The organism is Pseudomonas sihuiensis (assembly GCF_900106015.1).
Lineage (GTDB): Bacteria > Pseudomonadota > Gammaproteobacteria > Pseudomonadales > Pseudomonadaceae > Aquipseudomonas > Aquipseudomonas sihuiensis.
Map to the genome: position 1 here is coordinate 4,813,422 of NZ_LT629797.1, position 21,886 is coordinate 4,835,307.

The following is a 21,886-nucleotide window of genomic DNA, read 5'->3' on the forward strand; positions in this document are numbered from 1 at the left end:
GCCCGGATGCAATCCGGGGAAACGGGCGGCGCCATTCCCGGATTTCATCCGGGCTACAAGGCGCCGTGCCGCTCCAGGGCCCACGCCACATGCTCGCGCACTAGCTCCGACGGATGTTCGCGGCGTGCCTGCAGAGCCTGTAGTACCGGGATGGTGGATGGCGCATTACCCAGGCCGACCGCCAGGTTACGCAGCCAGCGCTCGTAGCCGGCGCGGCGTAGCGGCGAGCCTTCGGTGCGGCTGAGAAACTCCTCTTCCGTCCACATGAACAGCTCGGCCAGGCCGCTGTTGTCCAGGCCGTGGCGCGGCTGGAAGTCGCCCTGCTCGGTGGGGCGAGCGAAGCGATTCCAGGGGCAGACAATCTGACAGTCGTCGCAGCCGAACACCCGGTTGCCGATGGGCGCACGCAGCTCTTCGGGGATCGAGCCTTTCAGCTCGATGGTCAGGTAGGAGATGCAGCGCCGGGCATCCAGCACGTAGGGCCCGACGAAGGCCGCAGTGGGGCAGATATCCATGCACGCGGTGCAGCGTCCGCAATGCTCGCTGGCGTGTGGGGCATCCACCGGCAGTGGCAGGTCGACGAACAGTTCGCCGAGAAAGAAATAGCTGCCGGCCTTGCGGTTGAGCACCAGAGTGTTCTTGCCGATCCAGCCGAGGCCGGCTTTTTCGGCGATGGCCTTTTCCAGCACCGGGGCGCTGTCGACGAAGGCACGGTAGCCGAACGGACCGATCTGCTGCTGGATGCGTTCGGCCAGCTGTTGCAGGCGCTTGCGGATCAGTTTGTGGTAGTCGCGGCCCAGGGCGTAGCGCGACACGTAGGCCTGCTCCGACTCTTTGAGGCGCTGGGCCATCTGCGTGTCGCCGGGCAGATAGTCCATGCGCAGCGATACCACGCGCAGGGTGCCAGGTACCAGTTCGTCCGGGTGTGAGCGCTTGCTGCCGTGGGCGGCCATGTACTCCATCTCGCCCTGATAGCCGGCTGCCAGCCAGCGTTGCAGGTGCGCCTCGTGTTCGCCCAGCTCAACATCGGTGATGCCGACCTGCTGAAAGCCCAGCTCACGCCCCCAGTCCTTGATGGACAGGGCCAGAGCATTGAGGTCGAGGGTTTGATCGGACATGGGCGGGCGCAGGCGATGGACGTAGGTATAATTCTGCCAGACATCCGTGGTGAGCGAGCCATGCATCTACTACCAGCCTCTTTACCGTTGAGCCTGCACAGTGCCGAACAGGTGCGTGCGCTGGATGCGCAGTTGATCGCCGCTGGCACGCCCGGTTTCGAGTTGATGCAACGCGCTGCCCACGCGGCCTGGCGCGCCTTGCGCAGACGCTGGCCGGATGCTGGCGAAATCACCGTGCTGGCCGGGCGTGGTAACAATGCCGGTGACGGCTACCTGATTGCCGCTCTGGCTCAGCGTGCCGGTTGGCGTGTGCGCGTGCTGGCGGTGGGTGATCCCGCTGCTCTGAGTGGCGATGCTGAGCAGGCCTGCGCCGAGGCGCGAAGGGCGGGCGTGGATGTGCTGCCCTGGAGCGAATGCGCACCACTGGCTGGCATCGTGGTCGATGCGCTGCTCGGCACGGGTCTGGCTGGTGCGGTGCGTGAGCCTTATGCCCAGGCGATGCGCATGCTCAACCAGAGTGGCTTGCCGGTGCTGGCGGTGGATATTCCTTCTGGTTTGCACGCCGATAGAGGCGCGTGTCTTGGTGTGGCCGTGCGCGCCGATCTGACCGTGACCTTCATCGCCCTCAAGCTCGGCCTGCTCACGGGCGTTGGCCCGGAGCTGTGCGGCGAGCTGCAGTTCGACGATCTGCAAGGCGATGCCCGGCTATTGGCCCAGGCGCCCAGCGTGGCGCAGCGTCTCGATCCGGCCAATCTGCCGCGCCTTGCGGCGCGGTCGCCGGTGGCGCACAAGGGCCAGTTCGGTCACCTGCTGGTGATCGGTGGCGATCTGGGCATGGGCGGCGCTGCGCTGCTCTGTGCCGACAGTGCACTGCGTGCTGGCGCTGGCCTGGTGTCACTGGCGACACGAGGCGAGCATGTCGCGGCCGCTTTGGTGCGACGGCCTGAAATCATGTGTGCGGCGGTGGCTTCGGCCAATCAGCTGTTGGCACTCACCGAGCGCGCCGATGTCTGCGTGGTAGGGCCTGGCCTGGGTCAGGGGGCCTGGTCGCGCAGTTTGCTGTCTGGCGTCTGTGGTCTCGATATGCCTCAGGTCTGGGATGCCGATGCGCTCAATCTGCTGGCTGCCGGGCGGGCCGCCGCGCCTGATCAGGGTGTGCTCACGCCGCATCCGGGCGAAGCGGCGCGTTTGCTGGGTATCGATACCGCAAGCGTGCAGGCTGATCGGCCGGCTGCCGTGCGGGCCCTGGCGCAACGTTTTGGCCTGGTGGTGGTGCTTAAGGGCGCAGGCAGCCTGGTCGCAGCACCGGATGGGCGTCTGGCGCTGTGTGATCGCGGTCATCCGGCGATGGCGGGAGCCGGCTTGGGTGATGTTCTGGCTGGATTGATCGGTGCGCTGCTGGCGCAGGGCATGGCAGCGTATGATGCGGCCTGCCTGGCGGTATGGCTGCATGCACGTGCCGGTGAGGTGCTGGCTGCGCAGGGGCGCGGGCTGGCTGCCGGTGATCTGCCCTGCACCATTCGTCAGTTATTGGAGGAGTTGTGTCCTTGTGTGAAGTGAAACTCGAAGCGGCCGACGAAGCCGCAATGCTGGCTCTGGGGGCGCGGATCGCCGAGATCAGTGGGGGGCAGGGCATCATCTATCTGCATGGTGATCTGGGCGCCGGCAAAACCACCCTTTCACGCGGCATTCTGCGCGGCCTGGGCCATGCTGGTGCGGTCAAGAGTCCGACCTTTACCCTGGTCGAACCCTACGAAATTGGCGACATGCGTGCCTTTCATTTCGATCTTTATCGTCTGGTCGATCCTGAGGAATTGGAGTTTCTCGGCATCCGCGATTACTTCGAGGGGGATGCCTTGTGCCTGATCGAATGGCCGCAGCGTGGCGCGGGCGTTTTGCCAAAGCCCGACCTGGACATTACCATTAGCCCTCAAGCGAGCGGCCGTTCGCTGTTGCTGCAGGGGCATGGGGCTCGAGGGGAGGCCTGGTGCAAGGCCCTGAGCAGCAAGGAATGAATAAGAAGCGATGGGGTTGGTTATGCGCATAGGCGCGCTGGTTACAGCTGTGGGGGTGTTGTTGGCGGCCCTGGCTGCCGAGGCCCTGGCTGCCTCCGATATACGGAGCGTGCGTCTGTGGCGTGCCCCGGACAATACCCGTCTGGTCTTCGATCTGTCTGGCCCGGTACAGCACAGCGTGTTCACCCTTGCCGCACCTGATCGCATCGTTATCGACGTCAGTGGCGCCAAGTTGGCTACCAGTCTCGAGCAACTTTCGCTGGCCAACACCCCGATCACCGGTGTGCGCTCGGCCCAGCGCAGCGCTGATGACCTGCGCGTGGTCATCGATTTGTCGGCGCCGGTGTCGCCGAAGAGCTTTACCCTCGCGCCTAATCAGCAATATGGCCATCGCCTGGTGGTCGATTTGTTCGATCAGGGCAGTGCGCCCCCCGCCACGCAGACGCCCAGCATTGCCGCCAGCGCACCTCCTTTGCCGGTCACGCCGACCCAGCCACCACCGAAGTTGACGCCTGTGCCTAATGGCAAGCGCGATATCGTCGTCGCCATTGATGCCGGCCATGGTGGCGAGGACCCGGGTGCGCTGTCGCCGGTCAAGGGGCAGTACGAAAAGAACGTGACCCTGGCCATCTCCAGAGAGTTGCAGCGGCAGATCAATGCCGAAAAGGGCTTCCGTGCCGAACTGGTGCGCACCGGTGACTATTTCATTCCGCTGCGTAAACGCACCGAGATCGCGCGCAAGAAAGGCGCAGACCTGTTCGTGTCCATTCATGCCGACGCGGCGCCGCGGGCTTCGGCGTTCGGCGCTTCGGTCTATGCCCTGTCCGAACGGGGTGCTACGTCCGAGACGGCGCGCTGGCTGGCCGATGCCGAGAACCAGTCCGACCTGATCGGTGGCGCCGGCAATGTCAGTCTCGACGACAAGGACAAGATGCTCGCCGGCGTGTTGCTGGATCTGTCGATGACCGCTTCGCTGTCCTCCAGTCTCAATGTCGGGCAGAAGGTGCTGTCGAACATGGGCGGCATCACCCCGCTGCACAAACGGCGCGTCGAGCAGGCAGGCTTCATGGTGCTGAAATCGCCGGATATTCCTTCGATTCTGGTTGAGACCGGTTTCATCTCCAACCCCAACGAAGCCAAGAAACTGCATACCGCCAGCCATCAGCAGGCGCTGGCGCGTTCGATCACCACCGGGGTCAAGCAGTTCTTCCATGAGAACCCGCCGCCTGGCACCTACGTTGCCTGGCTGCGTGATGAAGGCAAGATCGCCGCGGGCCCGCGTGAGCATGTGGTGGCACGCGGCGAGAGCCTGGCGCTGATCGCCCAGCGCTACCAGATCAGCCTGGCGTCCCTGCGTAGTGCCAACAAGCTCAATGGTGACGTGATCAAGGTCGGCCAGACATTGCAGATACCCGCCACAGCGCTGGCAGCCCAGTAGTGAGTGTCATGTCCCGTATTCATTTGCTCAGCCCGCGCCTGGCCAACCAGATCGCTGCGGGCGAGGTGGTCGAGCGTCCGGCTTCGGTCGCCAAGGAACTGCTGGAAAACAGCCTGGACTCCGGTGCGCGGCGTATCGATGTCGACGTCGAGCAGGGCGGTGTCAAACTGCTCAAGGTGCGTGATGACGGTGGTGGTATCGCCCCGGACGACCTGCCGCTGGCATTGGCGCGCCATGCCACCAGCAAGATTCGTGAGTTGGAAGATCTCGAGGCGGTGCTCAGCATGGGCTTTCGTGGCGAGGCGCTGGCTTCGATCAGCTCAGTATCGCGCCTGACCCTGACTTCGCGTACCGCCGACGCCGACCAGGCCTGGCAGGTGGAAACCGAGGGGCGTGACATGGAGCCACGGGTGCAGCCAGCTGCGCACCCGGTGGGCACCTCGGTGGAAGTACGAGATCTGTTCTTCAATACCCCGGCACGGCGCAAGTTCCTGCGCGCCGAGAAAACCGAATTCGATCACCTGCAGGAAGTGATCAAGCGCCTGGCGCTGGCCCGTTTCGATGTCGGCTTTCACCTGCGCCATAACGGCAAGACGGTGCTCAGCCTGCACGAGGCGGGTGACGAGATCAGCCGGGCGCGTCGTGTGGCCTCGGTTTGCGGCCCGGCGTTCCTCGAGCAGGCGCTGCCCATCGAGATCGAGCGCGGCGGTCTGCGCCTGTGGGGCTGGGTCGGCTTGCCCACCTTCTCGCGCAGTCAGGCGGATCTGCAGTATTTCTATGTCAACGGCCGCATGGTGCGCGACAAGCTGGTCGCTCATGCGGTGCGCCAGGCCTATCGCGACGTGCTGTTCAACGGCCGTCACCCGACCTTTGTGCTGTTTCTGGAAATCGACCCGAGCACGGTGGACGTCAACGTTCACCCGACCAAGCACGAAGTGCGCTTCCGTGACAGCCGCATGGTACATGACTTCCTTTACGGTACGTTGCACCGTGCGCTGGCCGATGTACGCCCGGAAGATCAGGTGGCCGCTCCGGCGGCCATCTCCCCCATGTCGCGTGCAAGCGGCCTGGCCGCCGGAGAATTTGGCCCGCAGGGCGAAATGGGTCTGGCTGCCAGTGTGCTGGAAACCCCGGTGGCCAATGCGCAGCCGGCCTGGCGTGGTGCAGGTGCTGGTTATCAGCAACAAGCTAGCAACCCCGGCGTACCGGCTGCCGAAGCGCAAGCCACCTATCGCGAGTATTTCGCCCCGCTGCCCGCTGCGTCGTCCGCAGCGCTGCCGCAGGAGCAGGGCGACATTCCGCCGCTCGGCTACGCCGTGGCGCAGCTCAAGGGGGTCTACATCCTCGCCGAGAATGCCCAGGGCATGGTTGTGGTGGATATGCACGCCGCGCATGAGCGCATCACCTACGAGCGCCTGAAGCATGCGATGGCCAGTGAGGGGCTGCGCGGCCAGCCGTTGCTGGTACCGGAATCCATCGCTCTCAGTCAGCGCGAAGCCGACTGCGCCGAGGAGCATGGCGAGTGGTTCCAGCGTCTGGGCTTCGAATTGCAGCGGCTGGGAGAGGAGACGCTGGCGATCCGCCAGATTCCGGCGCTGCTCAAGCAGGCCGAAGCGACCCAGTTGGTGCGCGACGTACTGGCCGATCTGCTCGAATATGGCACCAGCGACCGTATCCAGGCGCACCTCAACGAGCTGCTGGCGACCATGGCCTGCCATGGTGCGGTGCGCGCCAACCGGCGCCTGACCCTTCCCGAGATGAACGCCCTGCTGCGTGACATGGAACAGACCGAGCGCAGCGGCCAGTGCAACCACGGGCGACCGACCTGGACGCAATTGAGCATGGATCAGCTCGATAAGTTGTTCATGCGTGGTCAGTAAGTGAGCAATGCCCCGCCGAGGGCTCCCGTCTTTGTTGCCGAGTCATATCGATGCCTGCGCTTCCTCCTGCAATTTTTCTGATGGGCCCGACTGCCGCCGGCAAGACCGACCTGGCCCTGGAGCTGGCGCGCGTCTTGCCGTGTGACCTGATCAGCGTTGATTCGGCGCTAATCTATCGTGGCATGGACATCGGCACGGCCAAGCCTGAGCGTGCCATTCTCGACGCGTTTCCTCACGCCCTGATCGATATCCGTGATCCGGCCGAGAGCTATTCGGCGGCGGAGTTTCGCGCCGATGCCCTGGCCGCCATGGCCGAGAGCACGGCGCGTGGCCGTATTCCGCTGCTGGTGGGCGGCACCATGCTCTATTACAAGGCGCTGCTGGAAGGCCTGGCCGACATGCCCAGCGCCGATCCGGTGATCCGCGCCGAGCTGGAGGCTCGTGCGCTGGCCGAAGGCTGGGAGGTGCTGCATCGCGAATTGGCCGCAGTCGACCCGGAGTCGGCGGCGCGCATCCACCCCAACGACCCGCAACGTCTGACCCGGGCGCTGGAAGTCTATCGGCTGAGTGGTCTGAGCATGACCGAGCATCGTCGGCGCCAGGCGGCAGGAAATCCCGACACGGGCACATCGGGCGCCGGGCAATTGCCCTATACTGTTGCTCAGCTTGCTATCGCACCGGCGCAGCGTCAGGTTTTGCATGACCGCATCGCTCAACGATTTCGGGTGATGTTGGAACAGGGTTTCGTGGAAGAGGTCGAAGCCCTGCGTAGACGAAGTGACTTGCACGCGGGATTGCCGTCTATACGGGCGGTGGGTTATCGCCAGGTATGGGAATACCTCGATGGCGAGCTATCCCGGGACGATATGGTCGAGCGGGGCATCATCGCCACTCGGCAATTGGCCAAGCGTCAGTTCACCTGGCTACGCGGTTGGGAGAACTTGCATTGGCTCGATAGCCTGGCCTGCGACAATCTGTCTCGCGCCTTGAAATACCTGGAAAGCGTCTCCATATTGAAATGAGACCTTGCCGCTGGTCGTCTATCCTTGGGGGTGGGACGGCCTGAAGCCATTGTTTACCTACTAAAATTATTGAAATTGATCCTCGAAAGGAGTGCGGCACATGTCAAAAGGGCATTCGCTACAAGACCCTTACCTGAATACCCTGCGTAAGGAACGCGTCCCTGTTTCCATCTATCTGGTCAACGGCATCAAGCTGCAGGGCCAGATCGAATCCTTCGACCAGTTCGTCATCCTGCTGAAGAACACTGTCAGCCAGATGGTCTACAAACACGCCATTTCCACCGTCGTACCCAGCCGTCCGGTGCGCCTGCCGAGTGCTGGCGATGCCGAGCAGGCCGATGGCGAGCCAGGTAACGCCTGATAGGGGGCTGCATTGTTCTTCGAGCGTCATGAGGGCGGTGAGCGGGCCATCCTGGTTCATCTGGAAGGCCAAGACTCCGAGGCGAGCGAAGACCCCCAGGAGTTCCAGGAATTGGCCATGTCGGCAGGCGCCGACATGGTCGCTTTCTTTAGCGTGCCCAGCAGTCGTCTGACTGCCAAGTTCCTTATCGGCAGCGGCAAGGTCGAGGAGCTGCGCGACCAGGTCAAGGCCGTCGAGGCCGATCTGGTCATCTTCAATCACACCCTGACACCGAGCCAGGAGCGCAACCTCGAGCGCGCCTTCGAGTGTCGTGTGCTCGATCGTACCGGGTTGATCCTCGATATCTTCGCCCAGCGTGCGCGCACTCACGAAGGCAAGCTGCAGGTCGAGTTGGCTCAGCTTGATCACATGAGTACGCGCCTGGTGCGTGGCTGGACCCACCTCGAGCGGCAGAAGGGTGGTATCGGCCTGCGTGGTCCGGGTGAAACCCAGCTGGAAACCGACCGCCGCTTGTTGCGCGTGCGTATTCGCCAGATCAAGCAGAAGCTCGAGAAGGTGCGCAGTCAGCGCGAGCAGGCGCGCCGTGGGCGCAGGCGCGCGGATATTCCATCGGTCTCCCTGGTGGGGTACACCAACGCCGGCAAGTCCACCTTGTTCAATGCCCTGACCACCTCCGAGGTGTATGCGGCCGATCAACTGTTCGCCACACTCGATCCGACCCTGCGCCGTCTGCAGCTCGACGACCTGGGTCCCGTGGTACTGGCCGATACCGTGGGTTTCATTCGCCATCTGCCGCACAAGCTGGTCGAGGCTTTCCGCGCTACGCTTGAAGAATCGAGCAATTCCGACCTGCTGTTGCATGTGATCGACGCCCATGAGCCTGAGCGCATGGCGCAGATCGAGCAGGTGCAGAACGTGCTCAAGGAGATCGGCGCACACGAGTTGCCGATGCTCGAGGTATACAACAAGCTGGATTTGTTGGATGGTGTCGAGCCGCAGATCCAGCGCGATGCTGATGGCAAGCCGCTGCGTGTCTGGTTGTCGGCCCGCGAGGGGCGTGGTCTTGAGCTGTTGCGTCAAGCAGTGGCGGAGCTGTTGGGCGAAGATTTGTTCGTCGCCACGCTGCAGCTGCCGCAACGTTTGGGGCGACTGCGTGCGCAGTTCTTCGCGTTGGGGGCGGTGCAGAGCGAAGAACATGACGAGTTGGGGCGCAGCTTGCTGGCGGTACGTTTGCCGCGAGTCGAGCTCAATCGCCTGGTGAGTCGCGAAGGTTTGGAGCCTCAAACCTTCATCGAGCAACATACTTTGCAATAAAGCCTGGGACGGTGGCTTTGCTGTCACCATAGGGCTTTGGGTAGCATTGGCCGGCGCGCCGTGGGCGCGCCTTCGCTTTATTAGTACGGAGAACGCTATGGCTTGGAATGAGCCGGGTGGCAACTCGAACAATCAAGACCCTTGGGGCGGCCGCAAAGGCGGTGGCCGGCAGGGGCCGCCGGATCTCGACGAAGCGTTCCGCAAGCTGCAAGAAAGCCTCAACGGGCTGTTTGGCGGTGGCAAGAAACGTGGTGACGACGACTCTGGTCGCAGTGGCGGCGGTGGCTTCGGCCTGCTGTTCGTCGGTCTCGGCCTGTTGGCGGTGGTATGGCTGTACAGCGCGATCTACGTGGTGGACGAACAGGAGCAGGCCGTGGTGCTGCGCTTCGGTAAGTACCACGAGACCGTTGGTCCGGGCCTGAATATCTATTTCCCGCCAATCGATCGCAAGTTCCAGGAAAACGTCACGCGTGAGCGCGCCTACAGTAAGCAGGGCGCCATGCTGACCGAAGACGAGAACATCATCGAAGTGCCGCTGACCGTGCAGTATCGGGTGAGCAACCTGCAGGACTTCGTGCTCAACGTCGAGCAGCCGGAAGTCAGTCTGCAGCACGCTACCGACAGTGCCGTGCGCCATGTGGTGGGTTCCACCGAGATGGATCAGGTGCTGACCGAAGGTCGTGAGCTGATAGCCAGCGAGGTGCGTGAGCGCCTGCAGCGTTTCCTCGACAACTACCGCACCGGTATCACCATCACTCAGGTGAACATCCAGAGCGCTGCGGCGCCGCGTGAGGTTCAGGAAGCCTTCGATGACGTGATCCGTGCCCGTGAAGACGAGCAACGCGAGAAGAACCAGGCCGAGTCCTACGCCAACGGCGTGATTCCGGAAGCGCGTGGTCAGGCCCAGCGTCTGCTGGAAGAGGCCAACGGTTACCGTGATGAAGTCATCGCTCGTGCCCAGGGTGAGGCTGATCGCTTCACCAAGCTGGTCGCCGAGTACCGCAAGGCGCCCGAGATCACTCGCGAGCGTCTGTACATCGACACCATGCAGGAAGTGATGAGCAACACCAGCAAGGTTCTGGTCACCGGTGACAAGGGGCAGAACAACCTGCTCTATCTGCCGCTGGACAAGATGATCGACAGCCGTGGTGGTGCTTCTTCCTCCAGTTCTGCCAACAGCAGCAATTCGACAGCGCGTGATCCGGCCGTGCCGCTGAGCAGCGATATGTCGCAGCGTAACCTGCGTACCCGGGAGGGCCGTTGATGAACAACAAGTCCCTGATCGGCCTGATCGTGGCCGTGGTTGTGGCCCTGGTGGCGTGGAACAGCTTCTATATCGTGGCGCAGACCGAGCGTGCGGTGCTGTTGCAGTTCGGGCGAGTGGTTCAGCCTGATGTGCAGCCCGGCCTGCATGTGAAGATCCCCTACGTCAACCAGGTGCGTATCTTCGACGGTCGTCTGCTGACGCTGGACTCGACGTCCTCGCGCTTCCTGACCCTGGAGAAGAAAGCGCTGATGGTCGATGCCTATGCCAAGTGGCGGGTGAAGGATGCCGAGCGCTTCTATCAGTCCACCTCGGGCATGAAGCAGGTCGCTGATGAGCGTCTGGCGCGTCGTCTGGAAGCATCGCTGCGTGACCAGTTCGGTAAGCGCACCCTGCACGAATCGGTATCCGGCGAGCGTGATGCGCTGATGGCTGACGTGACCGCGACCCTCAACCGCGCCGCCGAGCGTGAGTTGGGTATCGAAGTGGTCGATGTTCGGGTCAAGGCCATCGACCTGCCGCGCGAAGTGAACCGCAGCGTGTTCGAGCGGATGAGCACCGAGCGTGAGCGTGAAGCGCGCGAGCATCGCGCCAAGGGTCGTGAGCTGGCCGAAGGTATTCGCGCCGATGCCGATCGTCAGCGCCGCGTACTGCTGGCTGAAGCCTATCGTGAAGCTGAAGAGCTGCGCGGTGACGGTGATGCCCAGGCTGCGTCCATCTACGCCAACGCCTTCGGTCAGGATCAGGAGTTCTACTCCTTCTACCGTAGTCTGCAGGCTTACCGCGAAAGCTTCGCTGACAAGCGTGATGTGCTGGTGCTGGACCCGGGCAGCGATTTCTTCCGCTACCTGGAAAAATCCAGGCCTTGATCGGCAACCCTGGCGGCGCGATGCGTCGCCAGGGTGACCGCAAGGTAAAACGTGGTATCATGCGGCAGCCGGGAAAATCCCGGCTTTTTTGCGTCTGTGGGAATCATGTGGCAGGAACTCGGCATCGCACTGTGTCTGGTATTGGTGCTGGAAGGCATCCTGCCCTTCCTCTATCCGCGCCATTGGCGCGGAGCGGTCATGCAGGCAGCTCGTCTGCCCGACCGCCGACTGCGCCTTATGGGGCTGGCCAGCATGCTGCTGGGTTCGGCCCTTCTATATCTGCTTCACTGAAGGCTTGTGCCGCCCGGATCGAGAGGGGAATGGCGAAATGGCAACGGTAGACCGCTGGCTGCTGCCAGATGGCATCGAAGAAGTACTGCCGCCGGAAGCGGCACGCATCGAGGCGGCACGCCGTCAGGTGCTGGATCTGTTCCAACGTTGGGGTTACGAGTTCGTCGTCACCCCCCATATCGAGTACCTGGAATCCCTGCTGACTGGCGCTGGCCAGGATCTCGACCTGCGTACCTTCAAGGTCACCGATCCGCTGTCCGGTCGGCAGATGGGCTTTCGTGCCGACATCACCCCGCAGGTGGCGCGCATCGATGCGCACACCATGCGCCGTGAGGGGCCGAGCCGTCTGTGCTATGCCGGCAGCGTGTTGCATGCGCAGCCGCGTGCACTGACTACCTCGCGTAGCCCGATCCAGCTGGGTGCCGAGCTCTATGGCGACGCCAGTCCGGCCAGCGATATCGAGGTGATCAGCCTGCTGGTCGAGACCCTCGAGCTGGCTGCGGTGCCGAACGTGCACATGGATCTCGGTCATGTCGGTATCTACCGTGGTCTGGCGCGTGCCGCCGGTCTGTCCGGTGAGGCCGAGCAGCAACTGTTCGATGCGCTGCAGCGCAAAGCCATGGATGAGATCGAGAGCCTGACCGCCGCGTTGCCGGCGGGCCTGGGCAGCATGCTGCGTTCGCTCGCCGAGCTGTGTGGCGGCCGGGAAGTGCTGGATCTGGCCCGGGCCGTTCTGGTTGAGGCGCCGGATGCGGTGCACGCTGCGCTCGATGAGCTGGTGGCCATCGCCGATGCGCTGGAGCTGCGCTATCCGGAGCTGCCGCTGTACTTCGACCTGGGCGAGTTGCGCGGCTACAACTATCACACCGGCGTGGTGTTCGCGGCCTTCGTGCCGGGTGAGGGCGGTGCCATCGCTCAAGGCGGTCGTTATGACGATACCGGCGCGGTATTTGGTCGTGCGCGCCCGGCAACTGGCTTCTCCACGGACCTGAAGACCCTGGTAACCCTGGGTGACATGCATGTGGATGAGGCGGTCAGCGGTGTCTGGGCGCCGGACAATCATGATCTCTATCTGTGGCAGGCCGTTCGTCGTCTGCGTGGTGAAGGCGAGCGCGTGGTACAGGCGTTGCCCGGGCAGAGCGAGGCGGATGCGCGTGAAGCAGGCTGTGATCGCCTGTTGACGCTGCGCGATGGACGTTGGCAGGTGGCGCCCCTGGCGTCCTGAATTCATTTTCGCCGGCTCGCAGCCGGCATCGAAGCTTGCGCGAAGAGGACAAGTTTATGGGTAAGAATGTCGTCGTCCTGGGCACCCAATGGGGTGATGAGGGCAAGGGCAAGATCGTCGACCTGCTCACCGAGCAGGCCGCTGCAGTCGTGCGTTATCAGGGCGGTCACAACGCAGGTCACACCCTGGTGATCAACGGTGAGAAGACCGTCCTGCACCTGATTCCGTCCGGCATCCTGCGTGCTGGCGTCGAATGCCTGATCGGCAACGGTGTGGTCGTCGCTCCCGATGCTCTGATGCGCGAAATCACCAAGCTGGAAGAGAAGGGTGTACCGGTGCGTGAGCGCCTGCGTATCAGCCCGGCCTGCCCGCTGATCCTGTCCTATCACGTGGCGCTGGACCAGGCGCGCGAAAAGGCCCGCGGTGACGCCAAGATCGGTACCACCGGTCGCGGTATCGGCCCGGCCTACGAAGACAAGGTCGCGCGTCGCGGCCTGCGCGTCGGTGACCTGTTCCACCGCGAGCGTTTCGCCGCCAAGCTGGGCGAGCTGCTGGATTACCACAACTTCCAGCTGGTCAATTTCTACAAAGAGCCGGCCATCGACTTCCAGAAAACCCTGGATGAGTGCATGGAATACGCCGAGCTGCTCAAGCCGATGATGGCTGATGTGACTGCCGTGCTGCATGACCTGCGTCGTGAGGGCAAGGACATCATGTTCGAAGGTGCCCAGGGTTCGCTGCTGGACATCGACCATGGCACCTACCCCTACGTGACCAGCTCCAACACCACTGCTGGCGGTATCGCCACCGGCTCCGGTTTCGGTCCGCTGTACCTGGATTACATCCTCGGTATCACCAAGGCCTACACCACCCGTGTCGGTTCCGGCCCGTTCCCGACCGAGCTGTTCGATGATGTCGGTGCTTTCCTGGCCAAGCGTGGTCACGAGTTCGGCGCCACCACCGGTCGTGCCCGTCGCTGCGGCTGGTTCGATGCGGTGATCCTGCGTCGCGCCATCGAGATCAACAGCATCTCCGGCCTGTGCCTGACCAAGCTGGACGTGCTCGATGGTCTGGAAAGCATCCGTATCTGCACCGGCTACAAAGATGCCAACGGCCAGGTGCTGGTCGATGCGCCGACCGACGCCGACAGCTACATCGGCCTGCAGCCGGTCTACGAGGAAATGCCCGGCTGGAGCGAATCCACGCTGGGCGCCAAGACCCTGGAAGACCTGCCGGCCGCTGCTCGTGCCTACATCAAGCGTGTGGAAGAGCTGGTTGGTGCGCCAATCGACATCATCTCTACCGGCCCGGATCGCAACGAGACCATCGTACTGCGTCATCCGTTTGCCTGATCGAGATGCTCTCGAGTCGCACAGGAGCCGCCTTCGGGCGGCTTTTTTGTGCCCGTCCGTACCGGCGCTCCTGCATGGGAGCTGGGCATGCGCTTTGCTTATATTCAATAAATCCCGGAAGTCGCCGTTATAGCTATTACGGTTGTTGAGGAGTGTCCCCAGTGTTCGCCATCGTTTCCATGTTGCGTAGCCGTTTGTTGCGCCCGGTGTTCGTTGCGCTTGGCCTGGCCATGTTGGTGCAGGTCGGTTTGGCTGTTTGGCTGATGCGCGCCTCGGTCGACGGTATGGTCGAGGATCTGGCGCAGCGCCTGGGTGGTGAGAGCCGCCGCCTTGGCGAAGAGCTGAACATGGCTGAACGCGAGATGAGCCAGGGTCTTGCGGCGTTGGCGAGCAGTACCCGCACTCGCCTGGGCGAAGGGCTTTCTGGCCAGTTGAAGAGTGAGCAGGCGCAACTGCGTGCGGTGCTCGAGGGCAATCTCAAGCAGTCCGGCCAGGCGCTGGCGCAATTGCTGGCTGGGGTGGCGCCGAAGTCCATCTGGGATCTGGATATTCCAGCGCTCACGGCACTGACGCGCATCGCCCAGCAGGACCCAGCGGTGCTGTTCGCCATCATCTATGACGCCGAAGGCAAGCGCCTGACGCGCAACTTCAATCGCAGTAATGCGCAGGTGCGCGAGCTGGTCGCTGCCGGGCAGGGTGACTCGCCGCTGGATAAGTTGGTGGAGGCGGCCTCGCGTGATCCGCGTGTATACGTGGTCGAGGCGCAAATCAGTCCGATGGGGGCGTCGATCGGCAAGGTGCAGATGGGCCTGTCGCTGGATCTGGTGGAAAAGGAGCTGACGGCGCTGGACGGTCGTTTCGCGGCGCTGGTCAGTGGTGCGGGTGAGTTGGTCGACAGCAGTCTGGCTGGCGCTTCCGAAGAGGCGACCGGTGCGCTGCGCGAGCGTCTGCAGTCGGCCGAGCGCTACGCCCAGGAAATGGCGCGCAACGGTGGTGAGTCGGTGCGCGTGGCGGCGGATTCGCTGCGCTGGAACATCGCCCTCGGCCTGTTGATCGTGGGGGCGCTGGCAATGCTAGTGGTCGCCCTTGTATTGGGTTGGCGAGTGCTGAGTCGCTTGCGCTTGCTTAGTGCAGCGCTCAATGACCTGGCGGCGGGCGAGGGCGATCTGACGCGGCGCGTGAGCATCGACAGTCAGGACGAGGTCGGCGAGATGGCCGATGCGGTCAATCGCTTCATCGCCAAGCTGCAGCCCATCGTGCGTGAGTCGGGTGAGGTGGCGTTACGTACCGGTGAGCAGATTCGCAGCTTGACTCAGCGCGGCGTGGCGGCCGAGGCGGCTGCCGGGCGGCAGCGCGATGAGGTGGCGGGCAGCCTGCAGGCGTTGGAGCAAATGGCCGACGAGGCGCAGGCGGAAAGCCAGGCCATGCAGGACGCGTTGCAGCGCGTCGACACCATCCGCCAGGCGGCGCACGAGAACGCGGCTATCGCTCAGCGTCTGTCCACGCTGATCGAGGGCTTGGTGGCGCGGGTGGCCGATGGTTCGGCGGTGATCGAGCGCCTGGCCAAGCAGAGCGAGCAGATCGAGGTGGTGCTGACGGTGATTCAGTCCATCGCCGAGCAGACCAACCTGCTGGCGCTCAATGCCGCCATCGAGGCGGCACGCGCTGGCGAGAGTGGTCGTGGGTTTGCTGTGGTGGCTGACGAGGTGCGGGCGCTGGCGAGCAAGACTCAGCAGTCAACCGGCGATATCCAGACCCATATCGCTGCCCTGCAGCGGGGCGCGCAGGAGGCGGTCACCGCCATCGCCCAGGCGGGCGCGCAAGGTAGTGAAGGTCTGCAGGTGCTGCGTGACAGTGCGCGTCTGCAGCAGTCGGTGCAGCAGTCGGTGGATGAAGTGCATGGCGCCATCAATGCAGCGACTCAGGCAGCGGCACACCAGGCGCAAGGAGCTGGAGCGGTACGCGGGCGTGTCGAGACCATCCATGCCGAAGCGCAGCGTGCGGCCGAGGCGGTGGCGGCGATTGCGGGTAACGCGCGAGCGCTGGATGAGTTGGCAGCGCAGCTCAAGGCCAGTCTGGGGCAGTTCAAAGTGTAGGGGGGCTGTGCGCACCTCGCTGCTCTAAGGTCTTGGCGGGTGCGCGCAGCGGCGCACCTTGCGAGGTGGCGCGCTTTTTCGTGGGCAATAAAAAACCGAGCCATTGGCTCGGTTTTTTGAAATTTGGTGCCCAGGAGAAGACTCGAACTTCCACGACCGTTAAGTCACTGATACCTGAAACCAGCGCGTCTACCAATTCCGCCACCTGGGCACTGCAGCAATGTTCGTCGTTGCCGACACGGAGCGTTGCATCCGTTTATTTGTAAAGTGGGTTATCAAGCCACTTCACGAAATTTGGTGCCCAGGAGAAGACTCGAACTTCCACGACCGTTAAGTCACTGATACCTGAAACCAGCGCGTCTACCAATTCCGCCACCTGGGCACAGAAACCGATGAATCATCATCTGCTTCGTGTTACAACGTCTGCTCGACGCTGTGGGCGCGAACTATACGGGCGGGCATTTACCTTGTAAACCCCTGACCCCAAAAAAATTATTGTCGCCGGAAAAGCTGCCTTGAATGACGTTTTCGCGCTTCAATAGGCAGATGGCATACACCTCTATAGATAAGCACAGGTAATCCTCCTTACATGGCCGATTGGCAATCCCTCGATCCCGAGGCCGCCCGCGAGGCGGAAAAATACGACAACCCCATCCCCAGCCGTGAGCTGATCCTTTCGCATCTGGCCGAGCGCGGCGCGCCTGCCAGTCGTGAACAACTGGTCGAAGAGTTCGGTTTGCATACCGACGATCAGCTCGAGGCACTGCGACGCCGACTGCGCGCCATGGAGCGCGACGGTCAGCTCATCTATACCCGTCGTGGCACCTATGCCCCGGTGGACAAGCTCGACCTGATCTGCGGTCGCATCAGTGGCCATCGTGATGGCTTCGGCTTCCTCGTGCCGGATGACGGCAGTGACGACCTGTTCCTCAGCCCGGCGCAGATGCGCCTGGTGTTCGATCGTGATCGGGCGTTGGTGCGGGTGGCAGGTTTCGATCGCCGTGGCCGTCGTGAAGGCGGCATCGTCGAGGTGATCGAGCGCGCGCACGAGAGCATCGTCGGCCGGTACTACGAAGAGAACGGCATCGGCTTCGTCGTCGCCGACAATCCCAAGATCCAGCAGGAAGTGCTGGTCACCCCAGGGCGCACTGCCGGTGCGCGCATCGGCCAGTTCGTCGAGATCAAGATCACTCACTGGCCTACGCAGCGTTTCCAGCCGCAGGGCGACATTGTCGAGGTGATCGGCAACTACATGGCGCCGGGCATGGAGATCGACGTGGCGCTGCGCAGCTACGACATCCCGCACGTTTGGCCCGAGGCGGTAGTCAAGGAAGCGCGCAAGCTCAAGCCTGAGGTGGAGGAGAAGGACAAGGAGAAGCGCATCGACCTGCGCCATCTGCCTTTCGTCACCATCGATGGTGAAGACGCCCGCGACTTCGACGATGCCGTGTACTGCGAGAAGAACAGCAGCCGCTGGAAGTTGTTCTCCGGTGGCTGGAAACTCTACGTGGCCATCGCCGACGTCTCGCACTACGTCAAGGTCGGCTCGGCGCTGGATGCCGAGGCGGTCGAGCGCGGCAACTCGGTGTATTTCCCCGAGCGCGTCGTACCGATGCTGCCGGAGGAGCTGTCCAACGGCCTGTGCTCGCTCAACCCGCATGTCGATCGCCTGGCCATGGTCTGCGAAATGACCATGTCCAAGAGCGGCCAGATGGTCGACTACAAGTTCTACGAGGCAGTGATCCACTCCCATGCGCGCCTGACCTACAACAAGGTCAGCCTGATGCTGGAAGATCCCAAGAGCAGCGAGGGTAAGTCCCTGCGCAGCGAGTACAAGGAAGTCCTGCCGCACCTCAATCAGCTCTACGCGTTGTATCAGGTACTGGTCGCCGCTCGTCACGAGCGCGGCGCCATCGACTTCGAGACCCAGGAAACCCGCATCATCTTCGGCGAAGGGCGCAAGATCGCGGAGATCCGCCCGACCCAGCGCAACGATGCGCACAAGTTGATCGAGGAGTGCATGCTGGCCGCCAACGTGGCCACCGCGCGCTTCATGCAGGATCACGAGATCCCGTCGCTGTATCGCGTGCACGATGGCCCGCCGCCGGAGCGCCTGGAGAAGCTCAAGGCCTTCCTCGGTGAGCTGGGGTTGTCGCTGCAGCGTGGCAAATCCAAGGATGGTCCGTCACCCAAGGACTATCAGCGCCTGCTGGAAAGCATCCGCGAGCGCCCGGACTATCACCTGATCCAGACCGTGATGCTGCGTTCGCTGAGTCAGGCGGTGTACAGCGCGCAGAACGAAGGGCACTTCGGCCTCAATTACGAGGCGTATACCCACTTCACCTCGCCGATCCGTCGCTATCCCGACCTGCTGGTGCACCGTGCCATTCGCAGCGTGGTCCGTTCCAAGCGCGACACCAAGCACGTGGAGCGTGCCGGTGCGGCAGTCATGCCCAAGGCGCGTATCTATCCGTACGACGAAGCGACCCTGGAAAAGCTCGGCGAGCAGTGCTCGATGACCGAGCGCCGTGCCGACGAAGCGACCCGCGACGTGGTCAACTGGCTCAAGTGCGAGTTCATGCAGGATCGTGTCGGTGAGACCTTTGCCGGTGTGATCACTGCCGTGACCGGTTTTGGCATTTTCGTCGAGCTGCGCGATATCTACGTCGAGGGTCTGGTGCATGTGACCGCGCTGCCGGCCGACTACTACCACTTCGACCCGGTTCACCATCGCCTCTCCGGCGAGCGCAGCGGCCGCAGCTTCCGTCTTGGCGACAGCGTCGAGGTCAAGGTGATGCGCGTCGATCTGGATGAGCGCAAGATCGACTTCGAGCTGAGCCAGGACAAGGCCGGCAAGGGTGATGATGCGCGTCGCGGCGGCAAACCGAGCGGCATGGGCAATACCGACGTGCAGAAAAGCCGGGACGTGAAGAAGGCGCTGTTGGCTGGCGCCAAGGCTGGCAAGGGTGCGAGTGGCAAAGGTGCTGCCGGCAAGTCGGCGAGCAAGCCGGCCGGCGGTGCGCGCAAAGGTTCCGGGCGTGGTGAAAGTGCCCCGCCAGCTGCCGGTAAACCGCGCAAGCGTAAGGCCAAGTCATGAGTGATCTGGAAAAGATCTACGGCGTACATGCCGTAGAGGCCATGCTGCGTCATCACCCCAAACGGGTGAAGCAGGTCTGGCTGGCCGATGGTCGCAGTGATCCTCGGGTGCAGCCCTTGCTGGAGCTGGCTGCGCAGTCTCGCGTAAAAGTGGGGCAGTGCGAGCGCCGTGAGATGGATGCCTGGGTCGAGGGTGTGCATCAGGGTGTGGTTGCCGATGTCAGCCCCAGTCAGGTCTGGGGCGAGGCGATGCTCGAAGAGTTGCTCGATCGCTGCGAAGGCCCGCCTTTGCTGCTGGTGCTCGATGGCGTGACCGACCCGCACAACCTGGGGGCTTGTCTGCGCACGGCAGATGCCGCCGGCGCGTTGGCGGTGATCGTGCCCAAGGACAAATCGGCCACCCTCAACGCCACGGTACGCAAGGTGGCCTGCGGTGCTGCCGAGGTGATTCCGCTGGTGGCGGTGACCAACCTGGCGCGCAGTCTGGAGAAGTTGCAGCAGCGTGGCCTGTGGGTGGTTGGTACGGCCGGTGAGGCCGAGCTGGAGGTCTATCAGCAGGACATGACCGGGCCAACGGTGCTGGTCATGGGGGCCGAGGGCAAGGGCATGCGCCGGTTGACCCGCGAGCATTGCGATTACCTGGTCAAGCTGCCCATGGGCGGCAGTGTCAGCAGCCTCAATGTCTCGGTTGCTACTGGGGTCTGCCTGTTCGAAGCGGTGCGTCAGCGTCAGGCCCAGCGCAAGGGCTGACTGCTCAAATAATCGCCAATTCGTCTTGCGTGCGGCAGGGGGCTTCTCTAGAATGGCGCCCCTTGCCGTGACGGCAGGCCTTTTCGTGCCTACCGCCTGGCAAGCTCATCACGAGAAAACCCACTCCTTGCCTGACCACCTTAGTTGGCAGGCTACAACCCGTAAGGAGCATTTATGCGTCATTACGAAATCATCTTTCTGGTTCACCCGGACCAGAGCGAGCAAGTCGGCGGCATGGTCGAGCGTTACACCAAGCTGATCGAAGAAGACGGTGGCAAGATTCACCGCCTGGAAGACTGGGGCCGTCGTCAGCTGGCTTACGCCATCAACAACGTCCACAAAGCCCACTACGTGATGCTCAACGTAGAGTGCACCGGTAAGGCCCTGGCCGAGCTGGAAGACAACTTCCGCTACAACGACGCCGTGATCCGTAACCTGGTCATCCGTCGCGACGAGGCCGTCACTGGCCAGTCCGAGATGCTGAAGGCCGAAGAAAACCGCAGTGAGCGCCGCGAGCGTCGTGAACGTCCTGAAAACGCCGAATCCAACGACGGCGATGACAGCGACAGCAACGACAGCGACAACGCTGACGAGTAATCCACGGATCTATTGAGGAGCCAATCACATGGCACGTTTCTTCCGTCGTCGTAAATTCTGCCGCTTCACCGCTGAAGACGTGAAAGAGATCGATTTCAAAGATCTCAACACCCTGAAAGCCTACATCTCGGAAACCGGCAAGATCGTTCCTAGCCGTATCACCGGTACCAAGGCTCGTTATCAGCGTCAGCTGGCCACCGCTATCAAGCGCGCCCGCTTCCTGGCCCTGCTGCCCTACACCGACAGCCACGGCCGCTGAGACCGGACAGTCGACAAGAGTTAAGGAATAGATCGCATGCGCGCCCTGGCTGAATACATCATGCGCGGCCGTATGCAGGCCACCCTCGTGGTGGTGGGATCGGCAGCGATGCCGCTGTTGTTCTGGTTGAGTGCCGCCGCTGGCAGCCTGGTGCTGTTGCGGCGTGGAGCCAGTGATGCCATCGGCATCCTGGCCTGGGCCATGCTACCGGCGATTGCCTGGTGGTATTTCGGCGAACCGCGCACCTTGCTGGTGCTGGTCGGCGCGCTGGGGTTGGCGTTGTTGTTGCGCGCCAACTGGACCTGGAACCGCATACTGCTGAGCAGTGTGGCACTGGGCCTGGTGTATGGATTTGTCCTTGGGGCAGTGTTCCGCGAACCCATCGCGGCCATGGCTGGTGAGCTGCAGAAGCTGCTGCCAACCATGTTCGATGGGGCTCACCAGCAATTGTCGGTGGGTGAACGCGAGCGTCTCGAGGCACTGATCGCACCGGTGCTGACCGGACTGCTGGCAGCCTTGCTGCAGATTCTGAGCTTGCTGAGCCTGATCCTTGGGCGTTACTGGCAGGCCGTGTTGTACAACCCTGGCGGTTTTGGTCGCGAGTTTCGCGCGCTGAGACTGTCGCTGCCGCAGGCGCTGTTGCTGCTGGCGGGCATGATGCTAGGTCCCAATCTGGGGCCGCAGTTGGCCATGCTCACGCCGCTGTGCAGTGTGCCGCTGCTGTTCGCCGGGATCGCCCTGGTGCACGGCCTGGTGGAGAAGGGTGGGCTCGCTCGCTTCTGGCTGGTGGGCATGTACATCACGCTCCTGCTGTTCATGCAGCTGATCTATCCGTTACTGGTGGTCTTGGCCATCGTCGACAGTCTGTTTGATTTTCGCGGTCGCCTGGCGCGCAAGAACGGCCCGGGCTCTGCGAACGGTGAAGGTTAAAAGTTAAGA

Annotated in this window: 19 protein-coding genes, 2 tRNA genes and 1 pseudogene; 19 read left to right on the top strand and 3 right to left on the bottom strand. The window is 62.9% G+C overall.

The annotated features are described in order from the left end of the window. Window positions 1-53: 53 nt before the first annotated feature. Entirely contained in the window at window positions 54-1,118 is a 1,065-nt protein-coding gene (gene queG, locus BLT86_RS22550) for a tRNA epoxyqueuosine(34) reductase QueG (protein ID WP_051037342.1), read from the bottom strand. Window positions 1,119-1,178: 60 nt separating this feature from the next. Here queG and BLT86_RS22555 point away from each other — a divergent pair, with 60 nt between their 5' ends. From BLT86_RS22555 to BLT86_RS26500, 14 genes and pseudogenes are all read left to right on the top strand, one after another. Then, window positions 1,179-2,678, top strand: coding sequence for an NAD(P)H-hydrate dehydratase (locus BLT86_RS22555; protein WP_092379757.1), 1,500 nt, complete (start codon window positions 1,179-1,181; stop codon window positions 2,676-2,678). Next, a complete protein-coding gene (gene tsaE, locus BLT86_RS22560) occupies window positions 2,666-3,133 on the top strand; it encodes a tRNA (adenosine(37)-N6)-threonylcarbamoyltransferase complex ATPase subunit type 1 TsaE (RefSeq protein ID WP_026088774.1) in 468 nt (155 codons plus the stop codon). The genes BLT86_RS22555 and tsaE overlap by 13 nt, the downstream gene beginning before the upstream one ends. A 10-nt stretch (window positions 3,134-3,143) precedes the next feature. Beyond that, the gene (locus tag BLT86_RS22565) at window positions 3,144-4,571 is read left to right on the top strand and encodes an N-acetylmuramoyl-L-alanine amidase (RefSeq protein ID WP_197676077.1); all 1,428 of its coding nucleotides are present in this window, start codon (window positions 3,144-3,146) and stop codon (window positions 4,569-4,571) included. Beyond that, a complete protein-coding gene (gene mutL / locus BLT86_RS22570) occupies window positions 4,571-6,451 on the top strand; it encodes a DNA mismatch repair endonuclease MutL (protein ID WP_167377336.1) in 1,881 nt (626 codons plus the stop codon). The genes BLT86_RS22565 and mutL overlap by 1 nt, the downstream gene beginning before the upstream one ends. Window positions 6,452-6,501: 50 nt before the next feature. Beyond that, entirely contained in the window at window positions 6,502-7,473 is a 972-nt protein-coding gene (miaA, locus tag BLT86_RS22575; protein WP_092379763.1) for a tRNA (adenosine(37)-N6)-dimethylallyltransferase MiaA, read from the top strand. 100 nt (window positions 7,474-7,573) lie between these two features. After that, window positions 7,574-7,834 (top strand): RNA chaperone Hfq, encoded by a 261-nt coding sequence (gene hfq, locus BLT86_RS22580; RefSeq protein ID WP_003459200.1) that lies wholly within the window; start codon window positions 7,574-7,576, stop codon window positions 7,832-7,834. A gap of 12 nt (window positions 7,835-7,846) precedes the next feature. Then, entirely contained in the window at window positions 7,847-9,148 is a 1,302-nt protein-coding gene (gene hflX / locus BLT86_RS22585) for a ribosome rescue GTPase HflX (protein ID WP_092379765.1), read from the top strand. A gap of 97 nt (window positions 9,149-9,245) precedes the next feature. Then, window positions 9,246-10,412 (top strand): FtsH protease activity modulator HflK, encoded by a 1,167-nt coding sequence (hflK, locus tag BLT86_RS22590; RefSeq protein ID WP_075745215.1) that lies wholly within the window; start codon window positions 9,246-9,248, stop codon window positions 10,410-10,412. After that, a complete protein-coding gene (hflC, locus tag BLT86_RS22595) occupies window positions 10,412-11,281 on the top strand; it encodes a protease modulator HflC (RefSeq protein ID WP_017678667.1) in 870 nt (289 codons plus the stop codon). The genes hflK and hflC overlap by 1 nt, the downstream gene beginning before the upstream one ends. Before the next feature lie 105 nt (window positions 11,282-11,386). After that, entirely contained in the window at window positions 11,387-11,572 is a 186-nt protein-coding gene (locus BLT86_RS22600; protein ID WP_092379767.1) for a DUF2065 domain-containing protein, read from the top strand. 37 nt (window positions 11,573-11,609) lie between these two features. Then, on the top strand, window positions 11,610-12,797 hold the full coding sequence (locus tag BLT86_RS22605; protein ID WP_092379769.1) for an ATP phosphoribosyltransferase regulatory subunit: 1,188 nt from the start codon (window positions 11,610-11,612) through the stop codon (window positions 12,795-12,797). A 56-nt stretch (window positions 12,798-12,853) separates the two neighbouring features. Further along, window positions 12,854-14,149 (top strand): adenylosuccinate synthase, encoded by a 1,296-nt coding sequence (locus tag BLT86_RS22610; protein ID WP_072423279.1) that lies wholly within the window; start codon window positions 12,854-12,856, stop codon window positions 14,147-14,149. 1,070 nt (window positions 14,150-15,219) lie between these two features. Continuing rightward, window positions 15,220-15,387: pseudogene (locus BLT86_RS26495) on the top strand (HAMP domain-containing protein); the annotation flags it as partial. After that, the gene (locus tag BLT86_RS26500) at window positions 15,361-16,245 is read left to right on the top strand and encodes a methyl-accepting chemotaxis protein (RefSeq protein ID WP_408003034.1); all 885 of its coding nucleotides are present in this window, start codon (window positions 15,361-15,363) and stop codon (window positions 16,243-16,245) included. The pseudogene BLT86_RS26495 and the gene BLT86_RS26500, both read left to right, overlap by 27 nt. Window positions 16,246-16,369: 124 nt before the next feature. Here BLT86_RS26500 and BLT86_RS22620 read toward each other — a convergent pair. Beyond that, a tRNA-Leu gene (locus BLT86_RS22620) sits at window positions 16,370-16,456 on the bottom strand. 84 nt (window positions 16,457-16,540) lie between these two features. Beyond that, window positions 16,541-16,627 (bottom strand) — tRNA-Leu (locus BLT86_RS22625). Window positions 16,628-16,834: 207 nt separating this feature from the next. On the opposite strand from BLT86_RS22625, the gene rnr reads away from it, so the two are divergent. The 5 genes from rnr to BLT86_RS22650 all read left to right on the top strand — a co-directional run bounded on the left by rnr (window position 16,835) and on the right by BLT86_RS22650 (window position 21,877). Further along, a complete protein-coding gene (gene rnr / locus BLT86_RS22630) occupies window positions 16,835-19,342 on the top strand; it encodes a ribonuclease R (protein ID WP_017678671.1) in 2,508 nt (835 codons plus the stop codon). After that, window positions 19,339-20,091 carry a 23S rRNA (guanosine(2251)-2'-O)-methyltransferase RlmB gene (gene rlmB, locus BLT86_RS22635; RefSeq protein WP_017678672.1) on the top strand — a complete coding sequence of 251 codons (753 nt, stop codon included), beginning with the start codon at window positions 19,339-19,341 and terminating at the stop codon, window positions 20,089-20,091. Before rnr ends, rlmB begins: the two co-directional genes overlap by 4 nt. Window positions 20,092-20,265: 174 nt before the next feature. Beyond that, entirely contained in the window at window positions 20,266-20,688 is a 423-nt protein-coding gene (gene rpsF / locus BLT86_RS22640) for a 30S ribosomal protein S6 (RefSeq protein WP_003246846.1), read from the top strand. A gap of 28 nt (window positions 20,689-20,716) precedes the next feature. After that, entirely contained in the window at window positions 20,717-20,947 is a 231-nt protein-coding gene (rpsR, locus tag BLT86_RS22645; RefSeq protein WP_003246847.1) for a 30S ribosomal protein S18, read from the top strand. A gap of 36 nt (window positions 20,948-20,983) precedes the next feature. Next, window positions 20,984-21,877, top strand: a complete 894-nt coding sequence (locus BLT86_RS22650) for a YybS family protein (RefSeq protein ID WP_004423255.1) — start codon at window positions 20,984-20,986, stop codon at window positions 21,875-21,877. Window positions 21,878-21,886: the final 9 nt, after the last annotated feature.

What these genes read in the sequence shown, in the direction of transcription:
- BLT86_RS22555 (WP_092379757.1), top strand. Translation starts at nt 1,179, where the DNA reads ATGCATCTACTACCAGCCTCTTTACCGTTGAGCCTGCACAGTGCCGAA.
- BLT86_RS22600 (WP_092379767.1), top strand. Translation starts at nt 11,387, where the DNA reads ATGTGGCAGGAACTCGGCATCGCACTGTGTCTGGTATTGGTGCTGGAA.
- queG (WP_051037342.1), bottom strand. Translation starts at nt 1,118, where the DNA reads ATGTCCGATCAAACCCTCGACCTCAATGCTCTGGCCCTGTCCATCAAG.
- rlmB (WP_017678672.1), top strand. Translation starts at nt 19,339, where the DNA reads ATGAGTGATCTGGAAAAGATCTACGGCGTACATGCCGTAGAGGCCATG.
- hflK (WP_075745215.1), top strand. Translation starts at nt 9,246, where the DNA reads ATGGCTTGGAATGAGCCGGGTGGCAACTCGAACAATCAAGACCCTTGG.
- rpsF (WP_003246846.1), top strand. Translation starts at nt 20,266, where the DNA reads ATGCGTCATTACGAAATCATCTTTCTGGTTCACCCGGACCAGAGCGAG.
- BLT86_RS22610 (WP_072423279.1), top strand. Translation starts at nt 12,854, where the DNA reads ATGGGTAAGAATGTCGTCGTCCTGGGCACCCAATGGGGTGATGAGGGC.
- rnr (WP_017678671.1), top strand. Translation starts at nt 16,835, where the DNA reads ATGGCCGATTGGCAATCCCTCGATCCCGAGGCCGCCCGCGAGGCGGAA.
- BLT86_RS22650 (WP_004423255.1), top strand. Translation starts at nt 20,984, where the DNA reads ATGCGCGCCCTGGCTGAATACATCATGCGCGGCCGTATGCAGGCCACC.
- BLT86_RS22565 (WP_197676077.1), top strand. Translation starts at nt 3,144, where the DNA reads ATGGGGTTGGTTATGCGCATAGGCGCGCTGGTTACAGCTGTGGGGGTG.
- miaA (WP_092379763.1), top strand. Translation starts at nt 6,502, where the DNA reads ATGCCTGCGCTTCCTCCTGCAATTTTTCTGATGGGCCCGACTGCCGCC.
- hfq (WP_003459200.1), top strand. Translation starts at nt 7,574, where the DNA reads ATGTCAAAAGGGCATTCGCTACAAGACCCTTACCTGAATACCCTGCGT.
- rpsR (WP_003246847.1), top strand. Translation starts at nt 20,717, where the DNA reads ATGGCACGTTTCTTCCGTCGTCGTAAATTCTGCCGCTTCACCGCTGAA.
- hflC (WP_017678667.1), top strand. Translation starts at nt 10,412, where the DNA reads ATGAACAACAAGTCCCTGATCGGCCTGATCGTGGCCGTGGTTGTGGCC.
- BLT86_RS26500 (WP_408003034.1), top strand. Translation starts at nt 15,361, where the DNA reads ATGGCCGATGCGGTCAATCGCTTCATCGCCAAGCTGCAGCCCATCGTG.
- BLT86_RS22605 (WP_092379769.1), top strand. Translation starts at nt 11,610, where the DNA reads ATGGCAACGGTAGACCGCTGGCTGCTGCCAGATGGCATCGAAGAAGTA.